The following is a 19,393-nucleotide window of genomic DNA, read 5'->3' on the forward strand; positions in this document are numbered from 1 at the left end:
AGCCATATTCTCTTTAGAAGTATTTTCAACTAATGGTGAATAGCTACTTCTACCGGCAGCGATTAATTTTTCACCATCTACTTCATATTTATCCTGTAATTGTCTTACAACGGCCGTTGCTCTACGTACACTTAAATCCCAGTTATCTTCTAACCAAGAATCTTCTACCATTGTGCGATCGTCTGTATGCCCTTCAACCATCACTTCCATAGAAGGTTCACTGTTAATTACTTCAGCAAGTTTTTTAAGTAAAGGCTGTGCTTCGTTAGACAATCTATAGCTACCGCTTCTAAACAATAACTTATCTGATACGTTTATCATCACTACAGTTTTATCTACAGTAATATCTACATCGTCACCGTCTTTACCTTCTGTAATTTCATTTTTAAGATTGTAAGAAATGGCAGCGTTAATAGAATCTTCTAAAGTTTCTACACCTTCAAGCTCAGATGGATCCATTTTAGAAATGGTTTTTCTCATTCGCTCTTTAGTGTTATTAGACATCGCAGTTACATCATTCATTTCTAATTTTTCGTCGTTAGACGAACGAAGCGAGTTTATTTTTGCATTATAATCTGCTACTCGTTCTTCGATTGCAGCGTATTTTTTTTCAATTTCTTCTTTTTCTACTCGAGTTTTTTGAAGATTACTTCTTGTATCGTCAAGCTCACCCTCTAATGCTACATATTTTTTCTTTGAAACACATGAGGCCAATAGGGCCGTTGCAAATACTGTTACAGCTAAACTTCTTTTCATTTTTCTCATTATTTAAGTAGTTAATAGTTTAATAAAGCATCCAACTTTTTTGTTGAATTATGGCTTAAAACAACGCAGAATATTAATAGATAATTCTTTTTTAAGCATATTTAACGCACTATTAAACTTTTTTCACATTTAGGAATTATGAGCTTCAAAAACGTGCCCAAAATTTATAGTTGAATTTTAGTAACCTATTTATTTATCCTGAAATTCAATGTTTTAAAAGGATTTTTTTGAATTTTATTTTTTTTGCTCAAAATTAAAAGTTCAAAAAAAAGTGTTGAAAATTTCTAAACTTTTGTGGAATTTATTCCACAGATGGGGAGATTTTAATTTTAACAGAAGATTATAAGAATATCATGAATAATATCCCTTCTTAGTAGTTAATTGCAGTTGTAATTTCTACAACCACTAACAAGCCCGAAAATTGGAGAAAAAGTACCCGAAACTTAGAAAATTTCTTAGGATTCTGGCAAAAGTATTTGCCGGGATAATTATTTTCCTCCTTTTATTAATTCTTTTTATTAGAAGTCCGTGGGGCCAAAATATTATCGTTAACAAAGTAGTCTCTACGATTAAAAAGAAAACGAATACTGAAGTTGAAATCGATCGTTTATTTATCACTTTTGGCGGTGCGATTAGTCTGGAAGGACTTTATCTTGAAGATAAAAAAGGTGATACGCTGGTTTACGCTCACAATCTTGAAGCAAATATCCCAATCTTACCCATTATAAAAGGTGGTGGTTTTGCAGTAAACGATCTAGATCTAAAAGGGCTAAAAGCAAATGTGTATCGAAAAGACTCAATTTCTGGCTATAATTTTCAGTTTTTAATGGATGCTTTTGCGGCTTCAGACTCTACGAATACTCAGCAAACGCAAGCTCAGGACACCACTTCAGCAGCAATGGATGTTAGTATTGGAGATGTAAATCTTCAAAATATAATTCTGAATTACAATGACGAGGTCACCGGAATGGAAGCCGAAATTAAATTGGGAGAGCTGGATGTTGCCATGCGAAAAACAGACCTCCAAAATATGCAATTTGAGGTTGCAGATGCTTCTTTAAAAAATACGATGGTGGTGTATCGGCAAAATAAAGCTTTACCACCAAGTGAAGAATCTGAAGCGCCAATGCCATTGGTGGTTGTAGATCGTTTGATGCTGAATAATGTGAATGCAAAATATCAGTCTGAGCCAGACGGTATGCTCGCCGATGTGCATATCCTGGAATTTCTTGCTGAAATGCCCAAAATGGACCTTGGGAACTACGAAATAGATTTTAATACCGTATCGCTGAAAAAGTCGAACGTTTTGCTAAGAATGCAGACTAAAACTGTACAATCTCAGCCTAAGGATTCCACTGAAAATGATACCGCAGGATTTGTTTGGCCGGCCTGGAAAATTAATGTTCAAAATATCGATTTACAGCAAAATAATATCGCGTATATCGTAGATAGCGCTAAAATCGAACAACAAAAATTTAATCCCAATGCTTTAAAGTTTCGATATTTGAATCTTAAAACTGGGAATATCGCCTTGGCAGATAGGCAGGTAAGCGCAGATATTAATCAGGTAAGTTTTAAGGAAGCTTCAGGATTAGATCTTAAAGAATTTTCTACGGAAATAGCTCTGGATAATTCAGCATTAAATGTGAAGAATCTTATTCTGGCTTTAAATAACAATCAGCTTCAGGGAACACTTAAATTGAATTATGATTCCGTAGAAAGCTTAATTGAAAAACCTGAAAATGCAAGTTTGGATGCTAGTCTTTCTGAAATTCAGCTGGATATAAATGAGGTTTTTAGATTTCAGCCTGCGCTTCAGCAAAATCAATATCTAAAAGTACTAAGCCGTAAATTACTTACCGGAAGTTTAAGTGCTAACGGCCAATTGTCGAATATCAGGATTCCTTCAGCAAATATCTCCTGGGGAAGTCAAACAAACCTGGTACTAAATGGGCAAATTCGAAATGCTACAGATCCTGATAATATTTATTTTAATATTCCACGTTTTAAAGCACGTTCTACCAAAAACGATCTAAATTATTTTGTAGACGAAAGGCAATTAGGTGTTAATTTACCAAAGAACATCGCACTTTCGGGGAATCTTGCAGGTACACCAAGTGATATTGAAGTAGATGCTACTTTAGAATCTAGCCTTGGGAATATTATCGCAAAAGGAAACTTCCAGAATTCAGAAGAGATCGCTTTTCAGGCAGCTATAAAAGTAGATAGTTTAGTACTGGGAGAACTATTGCAAAATCCTTCTTTAGGTAAACTAAGTCTAAATCTTAAGGGGCAGGGAAGTGGTAGCACGGTGAATACGCTTAATGCACAATTAGAAACTAATATTAGCCATTTTAGCTATAATAATTATCCTATTAAAGATCTAAAAATTACTGGCGATATTAAGAATGGCCGCGGAGATGTAACTACGAATTATAGAGATGATCATTTAGATGCAGATTTGCTGGCAAATGTAGTTTTAGATTCGGTTGCTCCAGAAGTTAATGTGAATCTAGATCTAGCTGGAGCCGATCTTGCTGAACTTGGTATTGTAAATAGAAATATACGTACTGGGTTTAAATTGCAAGGGAATTTTAAAGGAAATGCTGAGAAATATAAAGCCTCTGCAGAGATCGAAGAAGGTGTTGCTGTTTACGATAATCAAACTTATTTGTTAGGAGATTTAGATCTCTCTGCTTTTGTAACGCCAGATACCACCTCTGTAAAAGTGAATAACAAAATCCTAGATCTTAATCTGCAATCTAATGCTAGTCCGTTAGAATTTAGCCAGGCTCTACAGCGACATTATCAAAGTTATTTAACCGAAGATGATCCAACCGATACAGTAGAAAACCCGGTGAATCTTTATGTAAAAGGAACGATTAGCCAGGCACCAATTTTAAACGAGGTCTTACTGGTAAATTTAGAAGAATTAGATACCGTAAAAATTGATGTCGATTTTAGTGAAAAAGAGCATAAATTAAATGCAGATGTAAAAATACCTTTTGCTCATTACTATGGTGCTGCGATTGATAGTTTAGGAATCTCGGTACGATCAGACCTTAAGGATCTCGACTTTAGTTTTGGTTTTAACTCCATTAGTGCCGGCCCGCTGGCGCTAAAGAAAACACAATTAAAAGCAAACCTGGCAAACCGTGTTTTAGGATTAAATTTTAATTCGGTTTACGATGAAGATACATTGGTAAATGTTTCATCAAGATTATCGAAGAATGAAGAAACTTTTAGATACGAAATAAGTGATAAGAAATTAATTCTCAATAAAAATCCGTGGCAAATTCAGCAAAATAACGCAATGCTTTATGATGGTGAAAAGATAACATTTGAGAATTTCAGGATCACAAGGGAAAGTCAGTCTCTAGAACTGGTCAATCAAGAAAACGAGCGAAATTTAGATAATATCACCTTACTGTTCGAAAACTTTAAACTCGCAGCATTTCTTAATTTCTTAAATCCTGAGGTTAAATTAGCTAAAGGAAATATGAATGGTCGTTTTGCTTTAGTTGAGCCTTTTGGTAAAACCGGAATCCTTGCAGATCTTAATATAAAACAGCTGGAATCGATGAATGTAGATCTAGGGAAATTGTCTTTACGTGGAATTGCTATGGGATCCGAGAAATATCGTTTCGAAATGGGAATGAAAGAAGGTGCTGTGGATATGGATCTTACAGGGAATTACGTTGCAGCAGATTCTACCGCCAATCTAGATATGAATCTTGATCTTAATAAAGTTGAAATGGCAGCGGTAACAGGATTTTCATTTGGTGCTTTAGAAAAAGGTTCAGGTTCATTTAAAGGAAATATCAAACTAAATGGCACAACTATTAATCCAGAGTATTCTGGTAAGATCGATTTTAACGATGCGCAATTTACCGTTGCCATGCTAAATGCTCCTTTTGTTTTTAAGAGCGAAACACTCGATTTAGATAATGATGGCGTTTATTTTAATAATTTCAAGATTGGTGATACTAAAGGTAATTCTTTTGTAGTCGATGGAGAATTGGGAACCGAAAGTTTTATAAATCCTACCTTCGATCTTAGTTTTGAAGCAAATGACTTCAATGTTTTAAATTCTACCGAAGAGGATAATGATCTTTTCTACGGAACAGCAAGCTTTGATGCTCAGGCCACGTTAAAAGGAGATCTAAATTTACCAAAGCTAAGACTAAATCTTGAAATTGGTGAAAATACCGATGTTACTTATGTAGTTCCTGAAACCGAACTGCAAATGCAGGAACGTGAAGGCATCGTTACTTTTGTTAATAAAGAAGATCCCGATAATATTCTAACTCAAAGCGAGGAAGAATCCTATGTTTTTAGCGGTTATGATATAGGTGCTCAATTAAAAATTCGAGATGAAGCGATTATCAATGTTATACTAAATGAACAAACAAATGATAACCTTCAAATCCAGGGAAATGGTGACCTGCGTTTTAATATTTCTCCTAACGGAAGAACTTCTTTAAGCGGAAAATACACAATATCAGACGGTCATTATGAAATGAGTCTCTACAACCTGGTAAATCGTAGATTCGAAATTGCAGATGGTAGTTCGGTGAGTTGGAGTGGCGATCCTTTTGATGCTACTTTGGATGTAAGAGCCATTTACAATGTTGAAACTTCCGCTTATGCGCTTATGGCCAGCAATATTTCAGGAAGTAATAATAATGAACAAAGTAGATATCGACAGGAGTTACCATTTATGGTGTATTTAAATGTAGATGGAGAATTAATGCAGCCTCAGCTTAGTTTTGGTTTAGATATGCCAAGAGATTCTCAGGGAGCTATTGGCGGGCAGGTGTATGGTAGAGTTCAGCAATTAAATAGCCAGGAAAATCAATTAAACAAGCAGGTCTTCAGTTTATTGGTTTTAAACAGGTTTTATCCAGATGCCGGTACAGATGGTAGTAATGGTGGTACGATGGCGATTGCAAGAGAGAATATTAGTCAGGCGCTATCAGATCAACTAAATATGTTTTCAGAAAAATTAATGGGAGATACCGGTGTATCGCTAAATTTTGGTGTAGATAGTTATACAGATTATCAGGGTGATAGTGGGCCAGAACAGCGAACAGATCTTAATGTTAGTGCGCAAAAAAAATTATTTGATGATCGCCTAATTGTTAGCGTAGGAAGCCAGGTGAATATTGAAGGAAGTAATAGCGGAAGACAGGAAACCAATCCTTTAATTGGGAATGTTAGTTTAGAATATTTGCTTACTGAAGACGGAAGATTTAGAGTGAGAGGTTTTAGAAGAAATCAATTTGAAAATGTGATTGATGGCCAGCTTATCGTTAGCGGGATCGCTTTAATATTTACTCGAGAATTTAACGAATATCGAGAATTGTGGAAAAACTTTTTAAAGACTGAGGAACAAGAAGATCAACCTGCCAAAAAAGAAGACGAAGAAGAATGAAAATAAGGAAGTATAGCATTATAATTTTAATCGTTTTAGGCTTAATTAATGCCTGTAGCGTGGATAAATACATTCCTGAAGACGAATACCTTTATCGCGGTGCCGATATTACAATGCTTCCAGATACTTCCTCTATAGAAGATTTGGATAAAGTAAAATTAGAAGTTCAGAATGTACTTGTCCCTAAACCAAATTCTAAATTTTTAGGCGGTTATCCCGGTTTATATTTTCATTACAAGGCCGAACGTGAAAAACCAGGTTTTATCAATAAATTTTTAAATAAGAAGCTAGGGGAAGAGCCGGTTTATCTTAGTGATGTAGAAATTGGGAATACCCAGGATCTAATTCTTAATCGATTAGAAAATCGCGGTTTCTTTTACAGCAGAGTAAGTGCAGATGTAAATACTAATGATAAAAATAAAACCGCTACGGCCGCTTACGATGTTGGTGTAACCACACCGTACAAAATGGAAACCTATCAATTGGTAGAAGATAGTCTTGCTATTTATAAAGACATGAAGCCATTGGTAGAAGAAAGCAAATTCGTTAAAGAAATGCGTTTCGATTTAGCTAATATGAAAGCAGAGCGAGAGCGCCTTGATAAAGAATTGAAAGAAGATGGATACTATAATTTTAATTCAGGTTTTTTACTGTTTGAGGCAGATACCAATCAATATGATAATAAGCGATTCGATCTTTATTTAAAAGTAAAAAAAGATGTGCCTGAAAAAGCGCTAATTCCGTATAAAATTTCAAAAGTAAATATTTACCCAAATAGCGCGATAGAGCGTGATTCATTAGAAAAGGACAGCATTCGTTTTAACAACAAAACATTTGTTCAGGATCGAGATAGTATCTTTTTTCTGCCAAAGCGTTTAGATCCTTTTGTTTTAATTGAAGAAGGCGATTATTATAGTCCGGATATTTCTAAAGCAACCAGCCGAAGATTAGGATCTATAGGCGCTTACAAATTTATAAATATCGATTATCAGGAAGTAGATACCTTGGCTACAGATAGTATTGGTGCTTTAGAGGCTAATATTTATTTATCGCCTTTAAATAAACGGGCAATTAGAGCCGAATTACAAGCGGTTACCAAATCTAATAATTTTGCCGGTCCCAGCCTTGCGCTTTCATTAACTAATAGAAACTTATTTAAAGGAGGCGAAATTATAAATATTCAGGGGCGTTTTGGTTACGAAGTTCAGGTGGCTAGCGGTAATAATACTGGCTTAAACAGTATTCAATTAGGTGTGGGTAGTGATCTTATTTTTCCAAGATTACTTTTTCCGTGGCATTTTAATGAAGACTTTTTTGAGTATGATATTCCAAAGACCAAGATTAGTTTAAATGTCGATTATTTAAGACGTAGCCAGCTTTTTGCTTTAGGATCAGCTTCTGCCACATTTGGTTATATATGGAATGCGAACAGATATGTTACACATACATTCGATCCCGTTTCTGTAACTTATGTAGATTTAATAAATACCACGCCAGAGTTTGAGGACATTTTAGGTGAAAATCCATACTTACAAAGTAGTTTTGAGCAGCAATTTATAGCGGGATCTATGTATAGTTTTACCTATAATGGAATGGTAGATCAAAATAAAACGCATCAGTTTTTTGTAAATTCAACACTCGATTTCGCAGGAAACTTCTTAGATCTTGTAAGCGGAAATGCAGAAGAAGATCCGCAAACTGTTTTCAATTTAGAGTATGCGCAATATGCCAAAGCTGATGTAGATTTTCGTTATCACCTTAATCTAGGAAGCGGTAGTAAAATTGCCACCCGATTATTCGCTGGTTACGGAATGCCTTACGGTAATTCTGAAATTATGCCATTTACCAAGCAATATTTCTCCGGTGGCCCTTATAGTGTAAGAGCTTTTAGAATTAGACAGCTTGGGCCCGGAGTTTACAATCCTGATGAAAACCGGGATGAAAATGGTTTAATAAATACCGATTATTTTGACCGTGCCGGGAATATTCGATTAGAAGCAAATATCGAATATCGTTTTCCACTTTTTCCTCCTTATGTAAACGGAGCTGTTTTTGCTGATGCTGGGAATGTTTGGACGTCTACTGAAGAAGATAGTTTACCAGGAGGTAAGTTTAGTTCTAATTTTATGAATGAACTGGGAATAGGCACCGGGGTAGGTGTTCGTGTAGATATACAAGGATTTGTAATTCGTTTTGACCTTGCAGCACCAATGCACGATCCCTCTTTACCAGAAGGAGATCGCTGGAGCTACGATTTTGGAAGTCCGATCTTTAACTTTGCGATTGGATATCCGTTTTAAGTAAGATTAGAGTTTTTTAATGCTGTTTTTTGGTTCCGAAGCAAAGATCGCCAGCATCACCAAGACCGGGGACGATGTAACCTCTATGATCTAATTTTGGATCTATGGCAGCGATCCATAAATGTGTATTCTGCGGAAATTCTTCATCCAAAAGCTTTAAACCTTCTTCAGCACCAATTACAGCAACTAAATGAATTTCTTTTGGTGTCCCCATTTGTTTTAAAGCTTGCATTACGTTTACAAAAGAACGGCCTGTAGCAAGCATGGGATCGGCCAGGATTAAGGTTTTTCCGTTTATAGAAGGTGAGGCAAGATATTCTACTTTTATTTCAAATTCTTCGTCTTCGTTAGGATGATGTCTATAGGCCGAAATAAATGAATTTTCAGCATCATCAAAATAATTTAAAATTCCGTTGTGTAATGGAATTCCCGCTCTAAGAATCGAACATATTACAATTTCGTTGGCAGGAAGATCTACTTTGGCAATCCCCAAAGGCGTTGTGATATCCCGAGTAGTGTATTGTAATTTATTACTTAATTCATAACTCAATATTTCACCTAAGCGCTCTATATTTTTGCGAAAACGCATTCGATCCTGCTGAATTTTAGTATCACGCAGCTGGGCAATAAACTTATTGGCAATAGAGTTATTATTAAGTAAATGATGAACATGCATCGTTTTTTGGCTTTTTAAAAGTTAGATGCATAAATATACAAACTATCGTAAAGGATTCCATTTAGAAGTTGCTTAGAATTTTTCAGAAATAAGCATTGATTAGTGAAAAAGCTTAAATTCAGTTTAAAAATGATTATTTTTGGCTATATTTTTGATTATAATCCTGAAGATAATTCCGCATAAAAATGAAAAAGATAAGTTTAAGTCTGATATTATCGATTTTTGCCTTTGGTTTTATTCAGGCACAGGAAATCCCAAAAACTACAAATAGTGGTGCATCTGTAAAGCCAGCCACTAGCGGGAGCAATAGTGTCTTTTTGCCAAGGGTAAATAACGAGGTTGAAGATATCTTTATGAAAAAAGAAGAGCGTAAAATTAATATGCGCCAGGATAAAAACGGACTTTTAACTGAAGGTGATCGTGTAGCAGCAGAATGGAAGGCAGATAAAAAAGCAAAGGAAGAGTACGCTAATGATCAATATCTGGGAGATGTAAAAACTACCGGTAAATTTGTAGAATTATACTGTAGAGATCATGAGTTTGTTGATGGAGACCGAGTAAAAATTACAGTAAATGGCGAAGTGATCTATAAAAATTTAGCGTTAACCGGTTCTTATAAACCCATATTGGTTACTTTACAGAGTGGTTTTAATACTATAGAGTTTGAAGCATTAAACCAGGGGTTATCTGGTCCAAATACCGCGATGCTAAAAGTATTTGGTGAAGATGGCCAGCAGTTAGTTTCTAAAGAATGGAATCTTCTTACGGGTGCAAAAGCAAGTTTAATGGTAGTAAAACAGTAATATTCGATAATTTTAGGCCTAATTTTTCGGTTCAGCTTAATAAATAAAAAACCTGCCTGATTTAAACGGGCAGGTTTTTTTATGTTTTAAATTGAGATAAAAAAGAAGTAATACAACTTCAAAATTCGATAATTTAAGCAGTATTTATTGGTTCCGCCATAATACAGGGAAGCTTGCCCCCAGGTAGTTTACTTTCGTTTACTTACCCAATTAAGATAATTATAACCTATAATTCCTGCTAAAATAGATGCCGTTAAAATACCTATTTTAGCTTGTGTAAGCATTTCTGGTTGGTCGTAAGCCAACTCAGTTATAAAAAGGGACATAGTAAAACCAATTCCGCCTAAACAGCCAACACCATAAATATGTTTCCAGGTTACTCCTTTTGGTAGTTTACAAAGTTTTATAGCGCATAGTAAGCGTGTAAATAGCACGATACCACAAAACTTTCCAATAATTAATCCCAAAACGATTCCGAGTGTTATCGGGCTTAAAAAGAATCCAAATGATTCGGCATCTATGGTAACACCAGCATTTGCAAAGGCAAAAAGTGGTAATACCACAAAGTTTACAAAATTGGATAGGCCACTTTCTAGGCGTTCTAATGGCGGTGTAGCTTCTTTTGTGAGTAGCGCAAATTTCTCAATAATCACTCCGGTATCCTCATCACTGCTCGTTAAATTGGGATCTTCATTTTTATTGATTTTAAAAGAAAGTAACTTCACTTTTCGTAAAAATAGCGGTGTATCTATAGTACGCGAATTAGGTATTGCCAGTGCAGCTAAAACAGCTGCAATCGTTGCATGTACACCAGATAATAAAATAGCCAGCCATAGACCGCCAATACCAACAATCATATAAAAATAAGTATTTCTAACACCTATGTAATTTGCAAATATTAGAACAGAAAGGAATATCGCCGCAATTCCTAAATTTAAAAGTGAAATATCAGAGGTGTAAAAAAGGGCAATAATTAAAACGGCGCCAAGATCGTCGATCACTGCAATGGCGGTAAGGAAGATTTTAAGGGATAGTGGTACTTTATCTCCTAACAAATATAATAAACCCAATGCAAAAGCAATATCTGTGGCCATTGGGATTCCCCAACCTCCAATAGCGGGAGTACCACTATTAAAAACACTAAAAATAATAGCGGGCATCATCATCCCGCCAATACCTGCCGTTAAAGGCAAAAGGGCACCTCTAAAGGAAGACAATTCGCCATGTAAAATTTCCTTTTTAATTTCTAGACCAATTAAAAAAAAGAACATCGACATTAAACCATCATTAATCCAATGCAGTATACTTTTATTAATCACAAAATCATTAAGACCAATATGGATATGTTGTTTCCAAAAGCTATGATAGCCTTCAGCGAGTGGGGAGTTGGCAACAATCATTGCCAGTAAAGCTGAAAAGATTAAAAGAATACCAACAGAGGTTTGCTTTTCAATAAAATTTTTGATCGGTAATACCAAGTACTGATCCAGGGGTGATTTCTTCATAAGGCAGATTATTTATGGATAATTGAACTTGTAGAGTGGTATTCAAACTTAGAGAAATATGCTCTTTCGGTTTATGACATATATCAGTAATGCGCTTATTTCACGCTTTTTTTCTACGGAAAAATTTAAAAATAATTCCTTAAAAAGCTTTTGAAGTATTCTTTTGAAAACTCTCATTGAAAATCGACAAATTTCGGGTCTGGTTTTAAAGCAAAAGCATTAAGTTTCTGAATGTTTTTTTAAATTATATCATGAATTTAATACTGAAAATAGAGATTATTCACTAGCTTTATATGAAGCCTAAGCATAGAATAAGAGATAAAAACTGAGACTTAAAATCAATAATATTGAATTACTATTTTCAAGGAAAATTTTTAAAGTCTGAGTTATTGCTTAATAATTTACGAACCAAAATATGTAGATCATGGAAAAAGTATTAATTGCTATCGATTATCACCCAAACTCAGAGGTAGTGGCTACGGCCGGATACGAACTGGCAGAGAAAATGAACGCTGAGGTTTGTTTACTTCACGTTCTAGCCGATGTTTCTCATTACGGCGTAAATTATTCTGAATTTTTAGGTTATCCGGGATACCAAAATATGGGATTTGATCTTGGTGTTAGTGCACAATTGCAGGAGATGGCTATGGATTATTTAAAAACTGCTAAAAAGCAGTTTAATGATGATAAAGTTTCTATTGCTTTAGAAATTGGAGACAGTCATCGTGGTATTTTAAAATATGCCAAAGAATGGGGCGCAGATTTAATTGTAATGGGAACACATAGTCACTCTACTTTAGAGAAGGTTTTAGTTGGCACGGTAGCCTCTAAAGTTTTAGAAAAGACACAGATCCCCGTTTATATGGTTCCTATAAAAAAATAATAAATCTGGAGGCTAATAAGTCTCCAGATCTTTTAAACCTGTTACTTTCTTAAGCGTATATTTTATTTCGTCTAGCTGGCCGTTTAAAACCCTTAAAATTTCTTTACTGAAGTTATAATTTTCTATGGCTCTTTCGTATTCCTTAGCGCTTTCTTTTTCTCCCTCTAAGCATTCTTCCAGGATAATTTCATCTTTATTTTCAGTAAAAATGGTTTTTAAATCCATCCAGGTTCGTTGTAAAGTTCCCTGAAAAGTACCACCAACTGCCGGTAAATGGTCTATTTGGTATAGTTCCCTTTCCAGTTCTTTTGCAAATCTTGCGCGTTGGTTAGCCTGAGTTAAAATAAAATCTTTAAGTAAATCACTTTCGGTATCCTCTAATCCGTTTTTAAAAACTTCTCCCGCATCATAATTCTTTTCCAGAAGTTCCTGTAAAGCTTTTGCGATTTCTTTAGGATCATCAATCTTTTCCATAGGCCATTTTAAATACTTTGCCTAAAGTAGTGCAAGCTTTTGGGCTGTTGTCTTAATTATTTTTAAATTCACCTCGATTTAGCTTTTCATGTTAATAATTCTAAATATCTAAACAAATGAATGTTTTTATCGCCATCTTAAAAGGAATTAATGTAGGCGGACACAAAAAAATCCTAATGGCAGAACTGCGAGGGTTATTAACTGAAATTAATGAGATCGAAAACGTGAAAACCTATATTCAAAGTGGGAATATTATTTTTAATGCTTCATTAAAGGATACCAGTTTATTAGAACAATTAATTCAGGATAAAATTTTAGATCATTATGGTTTTGAAGTCAGCACTATTGTACTTTCAAAAGAGGAACTTACTCATGTAATAAATAAAAATCCTTATGCTGAAGTTGATATTAAGCGTTTACACTGTACTTTTTTTAAGACTGAACCCATCTTAGAAAACCGCCAAAAGCTTGAAACTTTCGATGCCTCTCCAGATGTCTTTACAACTGCTGAAGATTGCGTTTACATTTGCTGTGAAACAGAGCGTTACAGTAAATCGAATATCAATAATAGTGTCGCTGAAAAGCTGTTGAAAATAAATTGTACTACCCGAAACTGGAAAACCTGTATTAAGCTCTTAGAGATGGCTAAAAGCTTATGATTGCTGTAAGCGCAGCTCAAATTCGATAATTCCGGCATCAATTTTTGCAGAATGTAAAATTCCGTTTTTATAAAGATAAGTGCTTTCCCGGCCTTTTTCGTTTTCTTTTGCGTAGATATGGTTTCCAATCTTTCTTAACGCATGAAATCCACCTGTTTCTTCGCTGTAAACGCGATCTATTCCTGTAGGTTCTTCAAAAATTAATTGCACGCCACAATAGGAGACAGAATGTTTGATGTTTTTCTCTAATTCGCCCGAATCGTAAAACTTGTAACCGCTGGTAGATTTTAAAGTTTTGGTATTTGTACGCTCTTTGCCGTTAAAATAAATTTGAACATCAGATTGTTCTAAATGTTGGCCATCAAATTTTACATCAAAGGCGTAACTGACTTCAATTTTGGTTAAAATTCGGGTTTCTATATTTGTTTTGGTAAGATATTGTACACTTTGGCCCTGTGTTTCTTTAACCGCTTTTAATTGCCCAATCGTATCGTCCTTGTGAATTATCGTATAGGTATAATTCTCTTTTTGTGCATACAGCGCAAAATCAAGAAATAAAATAATAATTATTGAAAAGGCCGATTTCATGATGGGGGTTTTAATGGCTTAATTTAAGTAAAAATCTGCAATATTATACTTGACAGCTAATTTTTGAATTATAGGCTTTTTACGCTCTAAAATAGGCTCAGAACCTATAAATAAATCTAGAAAAGAATGTATTCTTCGGAATACAACTTACTTAAAATTCTGTCTCAATTTCATAAATTCCTGCTCTAGGAAATTAAGCTTTTGTTCGATTTCAATATTATTATTTTCAGGAAGACGCTTAAAGAAAGTATAGCAAACACTCCACATTTCTTTAATTTCTGTAGGAGAAACTTCAAGATCGTCGATATTGGTATTAGTTGCTCTTAAGGTTATAGTTGCTGAAGAGTGATAAAACTTTCTAAAAAATATTTTTCCGTGAACTAAAACAATAACCAGGCTGCCATTTTCGATTTTGGTAAAATCTTCCGCTAAAATATGTTCTCCTATAACAACATCCTTAGGGCAAAATGCTTTATCGTTATTAGTCATTTCTAAATTAGAAATTAAGTAACCTCTATATTTTTTATCTGGATTTATAGGTAAGTGAAGTTTGGGAAGATCTTCTATAAAGTGTGGCTTATCGTAATATTGTATATAATCTGCTTCGGTTTTTGGAGTGATACAGGGGATTTTAGTAAACTCTTCTTTATTAAAACTACCTTGTAGCGCAAGGTCGTCTTTAAACTTTAAAAGTTTATTCACGGTAAGTTCTTTAGTAAGTAGATCATCTATAGTAATGCTAAAATGATTAGCTATTTTAATAATGGTTTCAATTCTAGGTTCACTTCGTTCTTCTTCGTAAGCACCCAAAGTACCGCGTTTTAGCTCAAATAATTCAGCAAAAGCCTGCTGACTTAGTTTCTTTACATTTCTGATCTTCCTAATATTTTTACCGAAATACGACATATTTTGCTAAAATTATTTGCAATATTGAAATTTAGTTGTATCTTTATCTAACAATATTAGCTAATAGATTTGATAATTACTAATTTATTTGGTTATTTCTCTTCATGGATTTTACAATATAGAGATTGCTAAATGAATTAGCTCGAAATGGAAAATTTGAACTTTAAACCTAAACAACCAATGATTACAGCAATAATTACGGCAGTGATTGTGTTAATAATACCTTAATACAAAATAGATTTTGTATTATTATACTCTAGTTTTTAACACCAATCAAAAAACACTGTCTAGATGAAAAACCACTTTCAGATAACCAAAAATTTTCTGCTAGAGCTTAATTTCAATATCGATTTCGAAAATGAAGCCGAAGGAATTTTAATGATTCGAAAAGAGAATTTTGGGATTAAAAACCTTATCCTGGGTGTAGCACCGCCTATTTTAATAATGGAGCAGTTCTTATTCAAGATTAATAACCAGTCTGAAAAGATCTATCGCAGCCTGCTGCAAAAAAACCGTGACATTATCCATGGCGCCTTTGTAGTAGACGATTTTGGAGAAAAAGTGATCTTTAGAGATACGCTTCAGATAGAAAACTTAGATCTAAACGAACTGGAAGGATCATTAAATTCACTTAGTTTATTAATGAGTGAATATTCAGACAAAATCATAGAATTTTCAAAATATTAAACCTTAGCGTTATGAACATTTTTAAACGATTATTTAAAATAGGAGAAGCTGAAGCAAATTCAGCAATAGATAAAATGGAAGATCCCATTAAATTAACCGAGCAGGGAATCAGGGACCTTAAACAGGATTTGGAGAAAAATCTGGAAGCTTTGGCGCAGGTAAAAGCCCTGGCGATTAGAGCAAAGAACGACCAGGAAGAATATCTGGACAAAAAAGAAGATTACCATAATAAAGCGATTTTGATCCTGAAAAAAGGACAAAGTGGTGATATGGATAAAACCGAATCAGATCGCCTTGCTCGTGAGGCTTTAGTAAAAAAGGAAGAAGCGCAAAAACACGTAGAACGATCTGAAGAAGAAGCCAAAAAGTTTAATGAAAATGTAGCCCAGTTAGAGCGAAATATTCAAACTATCAAATCGAATATTAGCAATTGGGAAAACGAACTTAGAACGCTTAAAGCTCGCGTAAAAGTGAGCAACGCCACAAAGAGCCTTAACAAGCAAATGGCCGAAATTGATAGTAGTAGCACAGTTTCTATGCTAGAGCGCATGAAAGAAAAAGTAGCGCAGGAAGAAGCTTTGGCTGAAGCCTATGGCGATATTGCCGGCGCCTCTAAATCTATAGACGAAGAGCTTGAAAAAGCAGCTAGCACTACAGAAGCAAAAGCCGAAGATGATCTTAGCAAACTTAAAAATCAACTAGGTTTAAATGATGATAAAAAATAACGAAATTGACCAGTTTAACAGACATATTATTCTCTGAGGTAAACATTACCTTAAGCATCCTCTGTATGCTATTAATCGTTTATTGGTTGCTAACCATGATAAGCGGTATCGACTTTGATTACGACATGGATATTGATATCGATGCCGATGTAGATGTCGATGCAGATCTGGCAACCGATGGCGCAAATATGGAATTTCAGGATGTTTCGAATGCCGAGCTGAATAAAGAGGATGTGGTAGGTAGAAGAATTCAACCTTTAAAATGGTGGCAAATTATGTTGATCTATTTCAACTTTGTTGGCCTGCCATTTATGTTCACCTTTACCTGTTTTGTATTTATCTGGTGGTTTACCACGGCAATAACAACAGCGCTAACCTATACGTATAATAACTTTTTGGGTTTCGCCATCATGATCGCCGGTTTTTTTACTTCTTTGTTTGTAAACAAGATCTTTACCACACCTTTTAAAGGTTTCTTTAAAAACCTGAACAAAGACGGCGATAAAGCCATCGATTATATTGGCAGGCAAGGTATTTTGTTATCCACCATTTCTGGTGATAAAATGGGAAATGCTGAAATCTATGCTAATGGAGATTCGCATTCCATCTACGTAAAGTCGTTAGATGGACATCAATTAAATTACCACGAAAAAATCTTAATTATCAAGCAATCTGCAGATAAAAATTACTTCTTAGTACAATCTTATAACGACTAAACCTAACTTAAAAAATGGAGCAAATTTTACCAATTATCGGAATTGGATTAGGGGGATTATTATTCCTAATCGTAGTTTACTTCGCAATAATTGCGATGTTTTACAAGAAAGTTCCACAGGGCCGTGCGATCGTTCGTACCGGTTTTGGCGGAACCAAAGTAGCCACAGATAAAGGACTTTATGTGGTGCCTGTTTTCCACAAAGTGGAAGTAATGGATATTTCTGTAAAGAAAATCCAAATCGAAAGAATGGAGCACGAAGGTCTTATTTGTAAAGACAATATGCGTGCAGATATTAAAGTTGCCTTCTTCGTAAGGGTGAACAACGATATCTCTTTCATTAAAAGAGTAGCACAAACTATTGGTGTAGATCGTGCATCAAGAATCGAAACTTTAGAGGATCTTTTTGAAGCTAAATTTTCTGAAGCTTTAAAAACCGTAGGAAAGAAGTTTGATTTTATCGAATTATACGAAGCGCGTCGTGAATTTAGAGACGAGATCGTAAACATTATCGGTACAGATCTTAACGGTTATACTTTAGAAGATTGTGCGATCGACTTTTTAGAGCAAACACCAATTTCGCATTTAAAACCAGATAATATTCTGGATTCTGAAGGGATCAAAAAGATTACCGAGCTTACTGCGGTTCAGAATATGAAAGCGAACCTTATTAAGCGTGACGAAGAAAAAACCATCAGAAAACAAGACGTTGAAGCTCGAGAAGCTATCCTTGAATTAGATAAGCAATTAGCTGAAAAAGAAGAAGCTCAAAAACGTGAGATCGCAAACATCAAGGCACGAGAAAATGCTGAAGTTAGTAAAGTTGCGGAAGAAGAGCGTCTAAAATCTGAAACAGCAAGAATAGCTACGGAAGAAAAAGTAAAAGTAGCCGAAGAAAATATGAACCGTCAAATCATCGTGGCGGCGAAAAACAAAGAACGAACAGAAGCCGTAGAAAGCGAACGTGTTGAAAAAGACCGTATGTTAGAGGCTACTGAAAGAGAACGTATTGTTACGCTGGCGCAGATCGAGAAAGAGAAGGTTCTAGAAGTAGAGAAGAAAAACATTCAGGATGTTATTCGTGATCGAGTAATGTTAGAAAAAGGTGTGGTAGAAGAGCAGGAGAATATGAAAGATATTCAGGCCTTTAAAACTGCAGATCGTGAGAAGCAGGTAAAAGTTACTATTGCTGAAGCGAACGCTCAGGAACAATTGATCAAAACCATTAAAGCTGCAGAAGCACAAAAAGAAGCTGCCAAGCAAAAAGCTGAAGAAATTAATATTGAAGCGCAGGCGCATAAAGAAGCCAGTGAAAAAGAAGCAGAAGCAAGAAAAACCATTGCTGAAGCAAAAGCGAAAGAAGAAGCAACCATTGGTTTATCTGAAGCTGAAGTGATGCATGCTAAAGCAGATGCCAGCGAAAGACAAGGACTTATGGAAGCTCTTATTATCGAGAAAAAAGCCAAAGCTGAAGCTGCCGGAATGGAAGCTAAAGCTGAAGCGAGTAGAAAAGAAGGTAAAGCCGCTGCAGATGTGATTAGAGATAAAGCACTTGCAGATGCCGCCGGTATCGAAGAAAAAGCTGCTGCAATGAAGAAACTTGATGGTGTAGGTAAAGAACACGAAGAATTCAAGTTAAAACTGGATAAAGAATTACAGGTAGATCTTGCGCATATCAACATCCAAAAAGATATTGCAGATGCACAAGCTCATGTAATTAGTGATGCACTTAAAGCCGCTAAGATCGATATTGTTGGTGGAGAAACTATGTTCTTCGACCAGATCATTGGTCAGATTACCAGAGGTAAAGGATTCGATAGATTGGTACAGAACAGCTCTAACATTCAGGATCTAAAAGATTCAATCTTAGGAAGTGATGATATTCAGGGGAATTTGCTAACGAAAGTTCGTGAATTTTCAGAGAAGTACGGAATCTCTTCCGAAGATATCAAAAACCTAACGATCGCTAATTTGATCATGGAATTAAAAGGGCGCTCAAACGACCAAAATGAACAAACCATGTTAGGCAATTTATTCAACCTGGCTAAAGGTTTAGGATTGTCTGATAAGCGAGTTTCAACCTTAAAGGTTTAATCCATAACTTATTATGAGATAGGAATGTCACCCTGAACCTGTCCGTCCGTCAGGCGGGCCTGTTTCAGGGTCTCATCCTGTTTTTTAGTAATGAAATTTAGAGCCTTGTCATCCTGGGCGTAACCCGGGATTTCATCCTCTTTAATTCTTTTTGCTTCAATAATTAGAGCAATCAAACC

Annotated in this window: 16 protein-coding genes; 9 read left to right on the forward strand and 7 right to left on the reverse strand. The window is 35.2% G+C overall.

Going from position 1 to position 19,393, the window contains the following annotated elements; all coding sequences use genetic code 11:
- On the reverse strand, positions 1–756 hold a 756-nt coding region (locus IIF7_RS04865), incomplete at its 3' end, for an OmpA/MotB family protein (protein WP_245801537.1).
- A gap of 430 nt (positions 757–1,186) precedes the next feature.
- Between IIF7_RS04865 and IIF7_RS04870 the strand changes: the two genes are divergently transcribed.
- Both IIF7_RS04870 and tamL read left to right on the forward strand, forming a co-directional pair.
- The gene (locus IIF7_RS04870) at positions 1,187–6,199 is read left to right on the forward strand and encodes a translocation/assembly module TamB domain-containing protein (RefSeq protein WP_084840566.1); all 5,013 of its coding nucleotides are present in this window, start codon (positions 1,187–1,189) and stop codon (positions 6,197–6,199) included.
- The gene (gene tamL / locus IIF7_RS04875) at positions 6,196–8,499 is read left to right on the forward strand and encodes a translocation and assembly module lipoprotein TamL (RefSeq protein WP_084840567.1); all 2,304 of its coding nucleotides are present in this window, start codon (positions 6,196–6,198) and stop codon (positions 8,497–8,499) included. The genes IIF7_RS04870 and tamL overlap by 4 nt, the downstream gene beginning before the upstream one ends.
- A gap of 16 nt (positions 8,500–8,515) precedes the next feature.
- Here tamL and upp read toward each other — a convergent pair whose 3' ends face one another.
- Positions 8,516–9,175 carry a uracil phosphoribosyltransferase gene (upp, locus tag IIF7_RS04880; protein ID WP_084840568.1) on the reverse strand — a complete coding sequence of 220 codons (660 nt, stop codon included), beginning with the start codon at positions 9,173–9,175 and terminating at the stop codon, positions 8,516–8,518.
- 185 nt (positions 9,176–9,360) lie between these two features.
- Here upp and IIF7_RS04885 point away from each other — a divergent pair, with 185 nt between their 5' ends.
- Complete coding sequence (locus IIF7_RS04885) at positions 9,361–9,978, forward strand: hypothetical protein (RefSeq protein WP_084840569.1); 618 nt, start codon at positions 9,361–9,363, stop codon at positions 9,976–9,978.
- A gap of 188 nt (positions 9,979–10,166) precedes the next feature.
- On the opposite strand, the gene nhaA is transcribed toward IIF7_RS04885, so the two are convergent.
- A complete protein-coding gene (nhaA, locus tag IIF7_RS04890; protein WP_084840570.1) occupies positions 10,167–11,483 on the reverse strand; it encodes a Na+/H+ antiporter NhaA in 1,317 nt (438 codons plus the stop codon).
- Between the two features lie 424 nt (positions 11,484–11,907).
- On the opposite strand from nhaA, the gene IIF7_RS04895 reads away from it, so the two are divergent.
- Positions 11,908–12,366 (forward strand): universal stress protein, encoded by a 459-nt coding sequence (locus IIF7_RS04895; RefSeq protein ID WP_084840571.1) that lies wholly within the window; start codon positions 11,908–11,910, stop codon positions 12,364–12,366.
- A 12-nt stretch (positions 12,367–12,378) separates the two neighbouring features.
- Here IIF7_RS04895 and IIF7_RS04900 read toward each other — a convergent pair whose 3' ends face one another.
- Positions 12,379–12,840: a ferritin-like domain-containing protein gene (locus IIF7_RS04900; protein WP_084840572.1), complete on the reverse strand. Its 462-nt coding sequence runs from the start codon at positions 12,838–12,840 to the stop codon at positions 12,379–12,381.
- Between the two features lie 116 nt (positions 12,841–12,956).
- On the opposite strand from IIF7_RS04900, the gene IIF7_RS04905 reads away from it, so the two are divergent.
- A complete protein-coding gene (locus IIF7_RS04905) occupies positions 12,957–13,499 on the forward strand; it encodes a DUF1697 domain-containing protein (RefSeq protein WP_084840573.1) in 543 nt (180 codons plus the stop codon).
- Here IIF7_RS04905 and IIF7_RS04910 read toward each other — a convergent pair.
- Both IIF7_RS04910 and IIF7_RS04915 read right to left on the reverse strand, forming a co-directional pair.
- The gene (locus tag IIF7_RS04910) at positions 13,494–14,087 is read right to left on the reverse strand and encodes a DUF6134 family protein (protein ID WP_084840574.1); all 594 of its coding nucleotides are present in this window, start codon (positions 14,085–14,087) and stop codon (positions 13,494–13,496) included. The genes IIF7_RS04905 and IIF7_RS04910 overlap by 6 nt on opposite strands.
- 147 nt (positions 14,088–14,234) lie before the next feature.
- A complete protein-coding gene (locus IIF7_RS04915) occupies positions 14,235–14,993 on the reverse strand; it encodes a helix-turn-helix domain-containing protein (protein ID WP_084840575.1) in 759 nt (252 codons plus the stop codon).
- Between the two features lie 291 nt (positions 14,994–15,284).
- On the opposite strand from IIF7_RS04915, the gene IIF7_RS04920 reads away from it, so the two are divergent.
- The 4 genes from IIF7_RS04920 to IIF7_RS04935 all read left to right on the forward strand — a co-directional run bounded on the left by IIF7_RS04920 (position 15,285) and on the right by IIF7_RS04935 (position 19,214).
- Entirely contained in the window at positions 15,285–15,680 is a 396-nt protein-coding gene (locus IIF7_RS04920) for a type III secretion system chaperone family protein (RefSeq protein WP_084840576.1), read from the forward strand.
- An 11-nt stretch (positions 15,681–15,691) separates the two neighbouring features.
- Positions 15,692–16,405, forward strand: a complete 714-nt coding sequence (locus IIF7_RS04925) for a PspA/IM30 family protein (protein WP_084840577.1) — start codon at positions 15,692–15,694, stop codon at positions 16,403–16,405.
- A gap of 65 nt (positions 16,406–16,470) precedes the next feature.
- Positions 16,471–17,121 carry a hypothetical protein gene (locus IIF7_RS04930; protein WP_245801538.1) on the forward strand — a complete coding sequence of 217 codons (651 nt, stop codon included), beginning with the start codon at positions 16,471–16,473 and terminating at the stop codon, positions 17,119–17,121.
- A 14-nt stretch (positions 17,122–17,135) separates the two neighbouring features.
- Positions 17,136–19,214, forward strand: a complete 2,079-nt coding sequence (locus tag IIF7_RS04935) for an SPFH domain-containing protein (RefSeq protein ID WP_084840579.1) — start codon at positions 17,136–17,138, stop codon at positions 19,212–19,214.
- 11 nt (positions 19,215–19,225) lie between these two features.
- Here the strand turns inward: IIF7_RS04935 and IIF7_RS20805 are convergent, their stop codons facing one another.
- Entirely contained in the window at positions 19,226–19,390 is a 165-nt protein-coding gene (locus IIF7_RS20805; protein WP_176218896.1) for a hypothetical protein, read from the reverse strand.
- Positions 19,391–19,393 lie beyond the last annotated feature (3 nt).

The sequence above is a fragment of the Zunongwangia atlantica 22II14-10F7 genome, from assembly GCF_002094855.1.
GTDB lineage: Bacteria > Bacteroidota > Bacteroidia > Flavobacteriales > Flavobacteriaceae > Zunongwangia > Zunongwangia atlantica.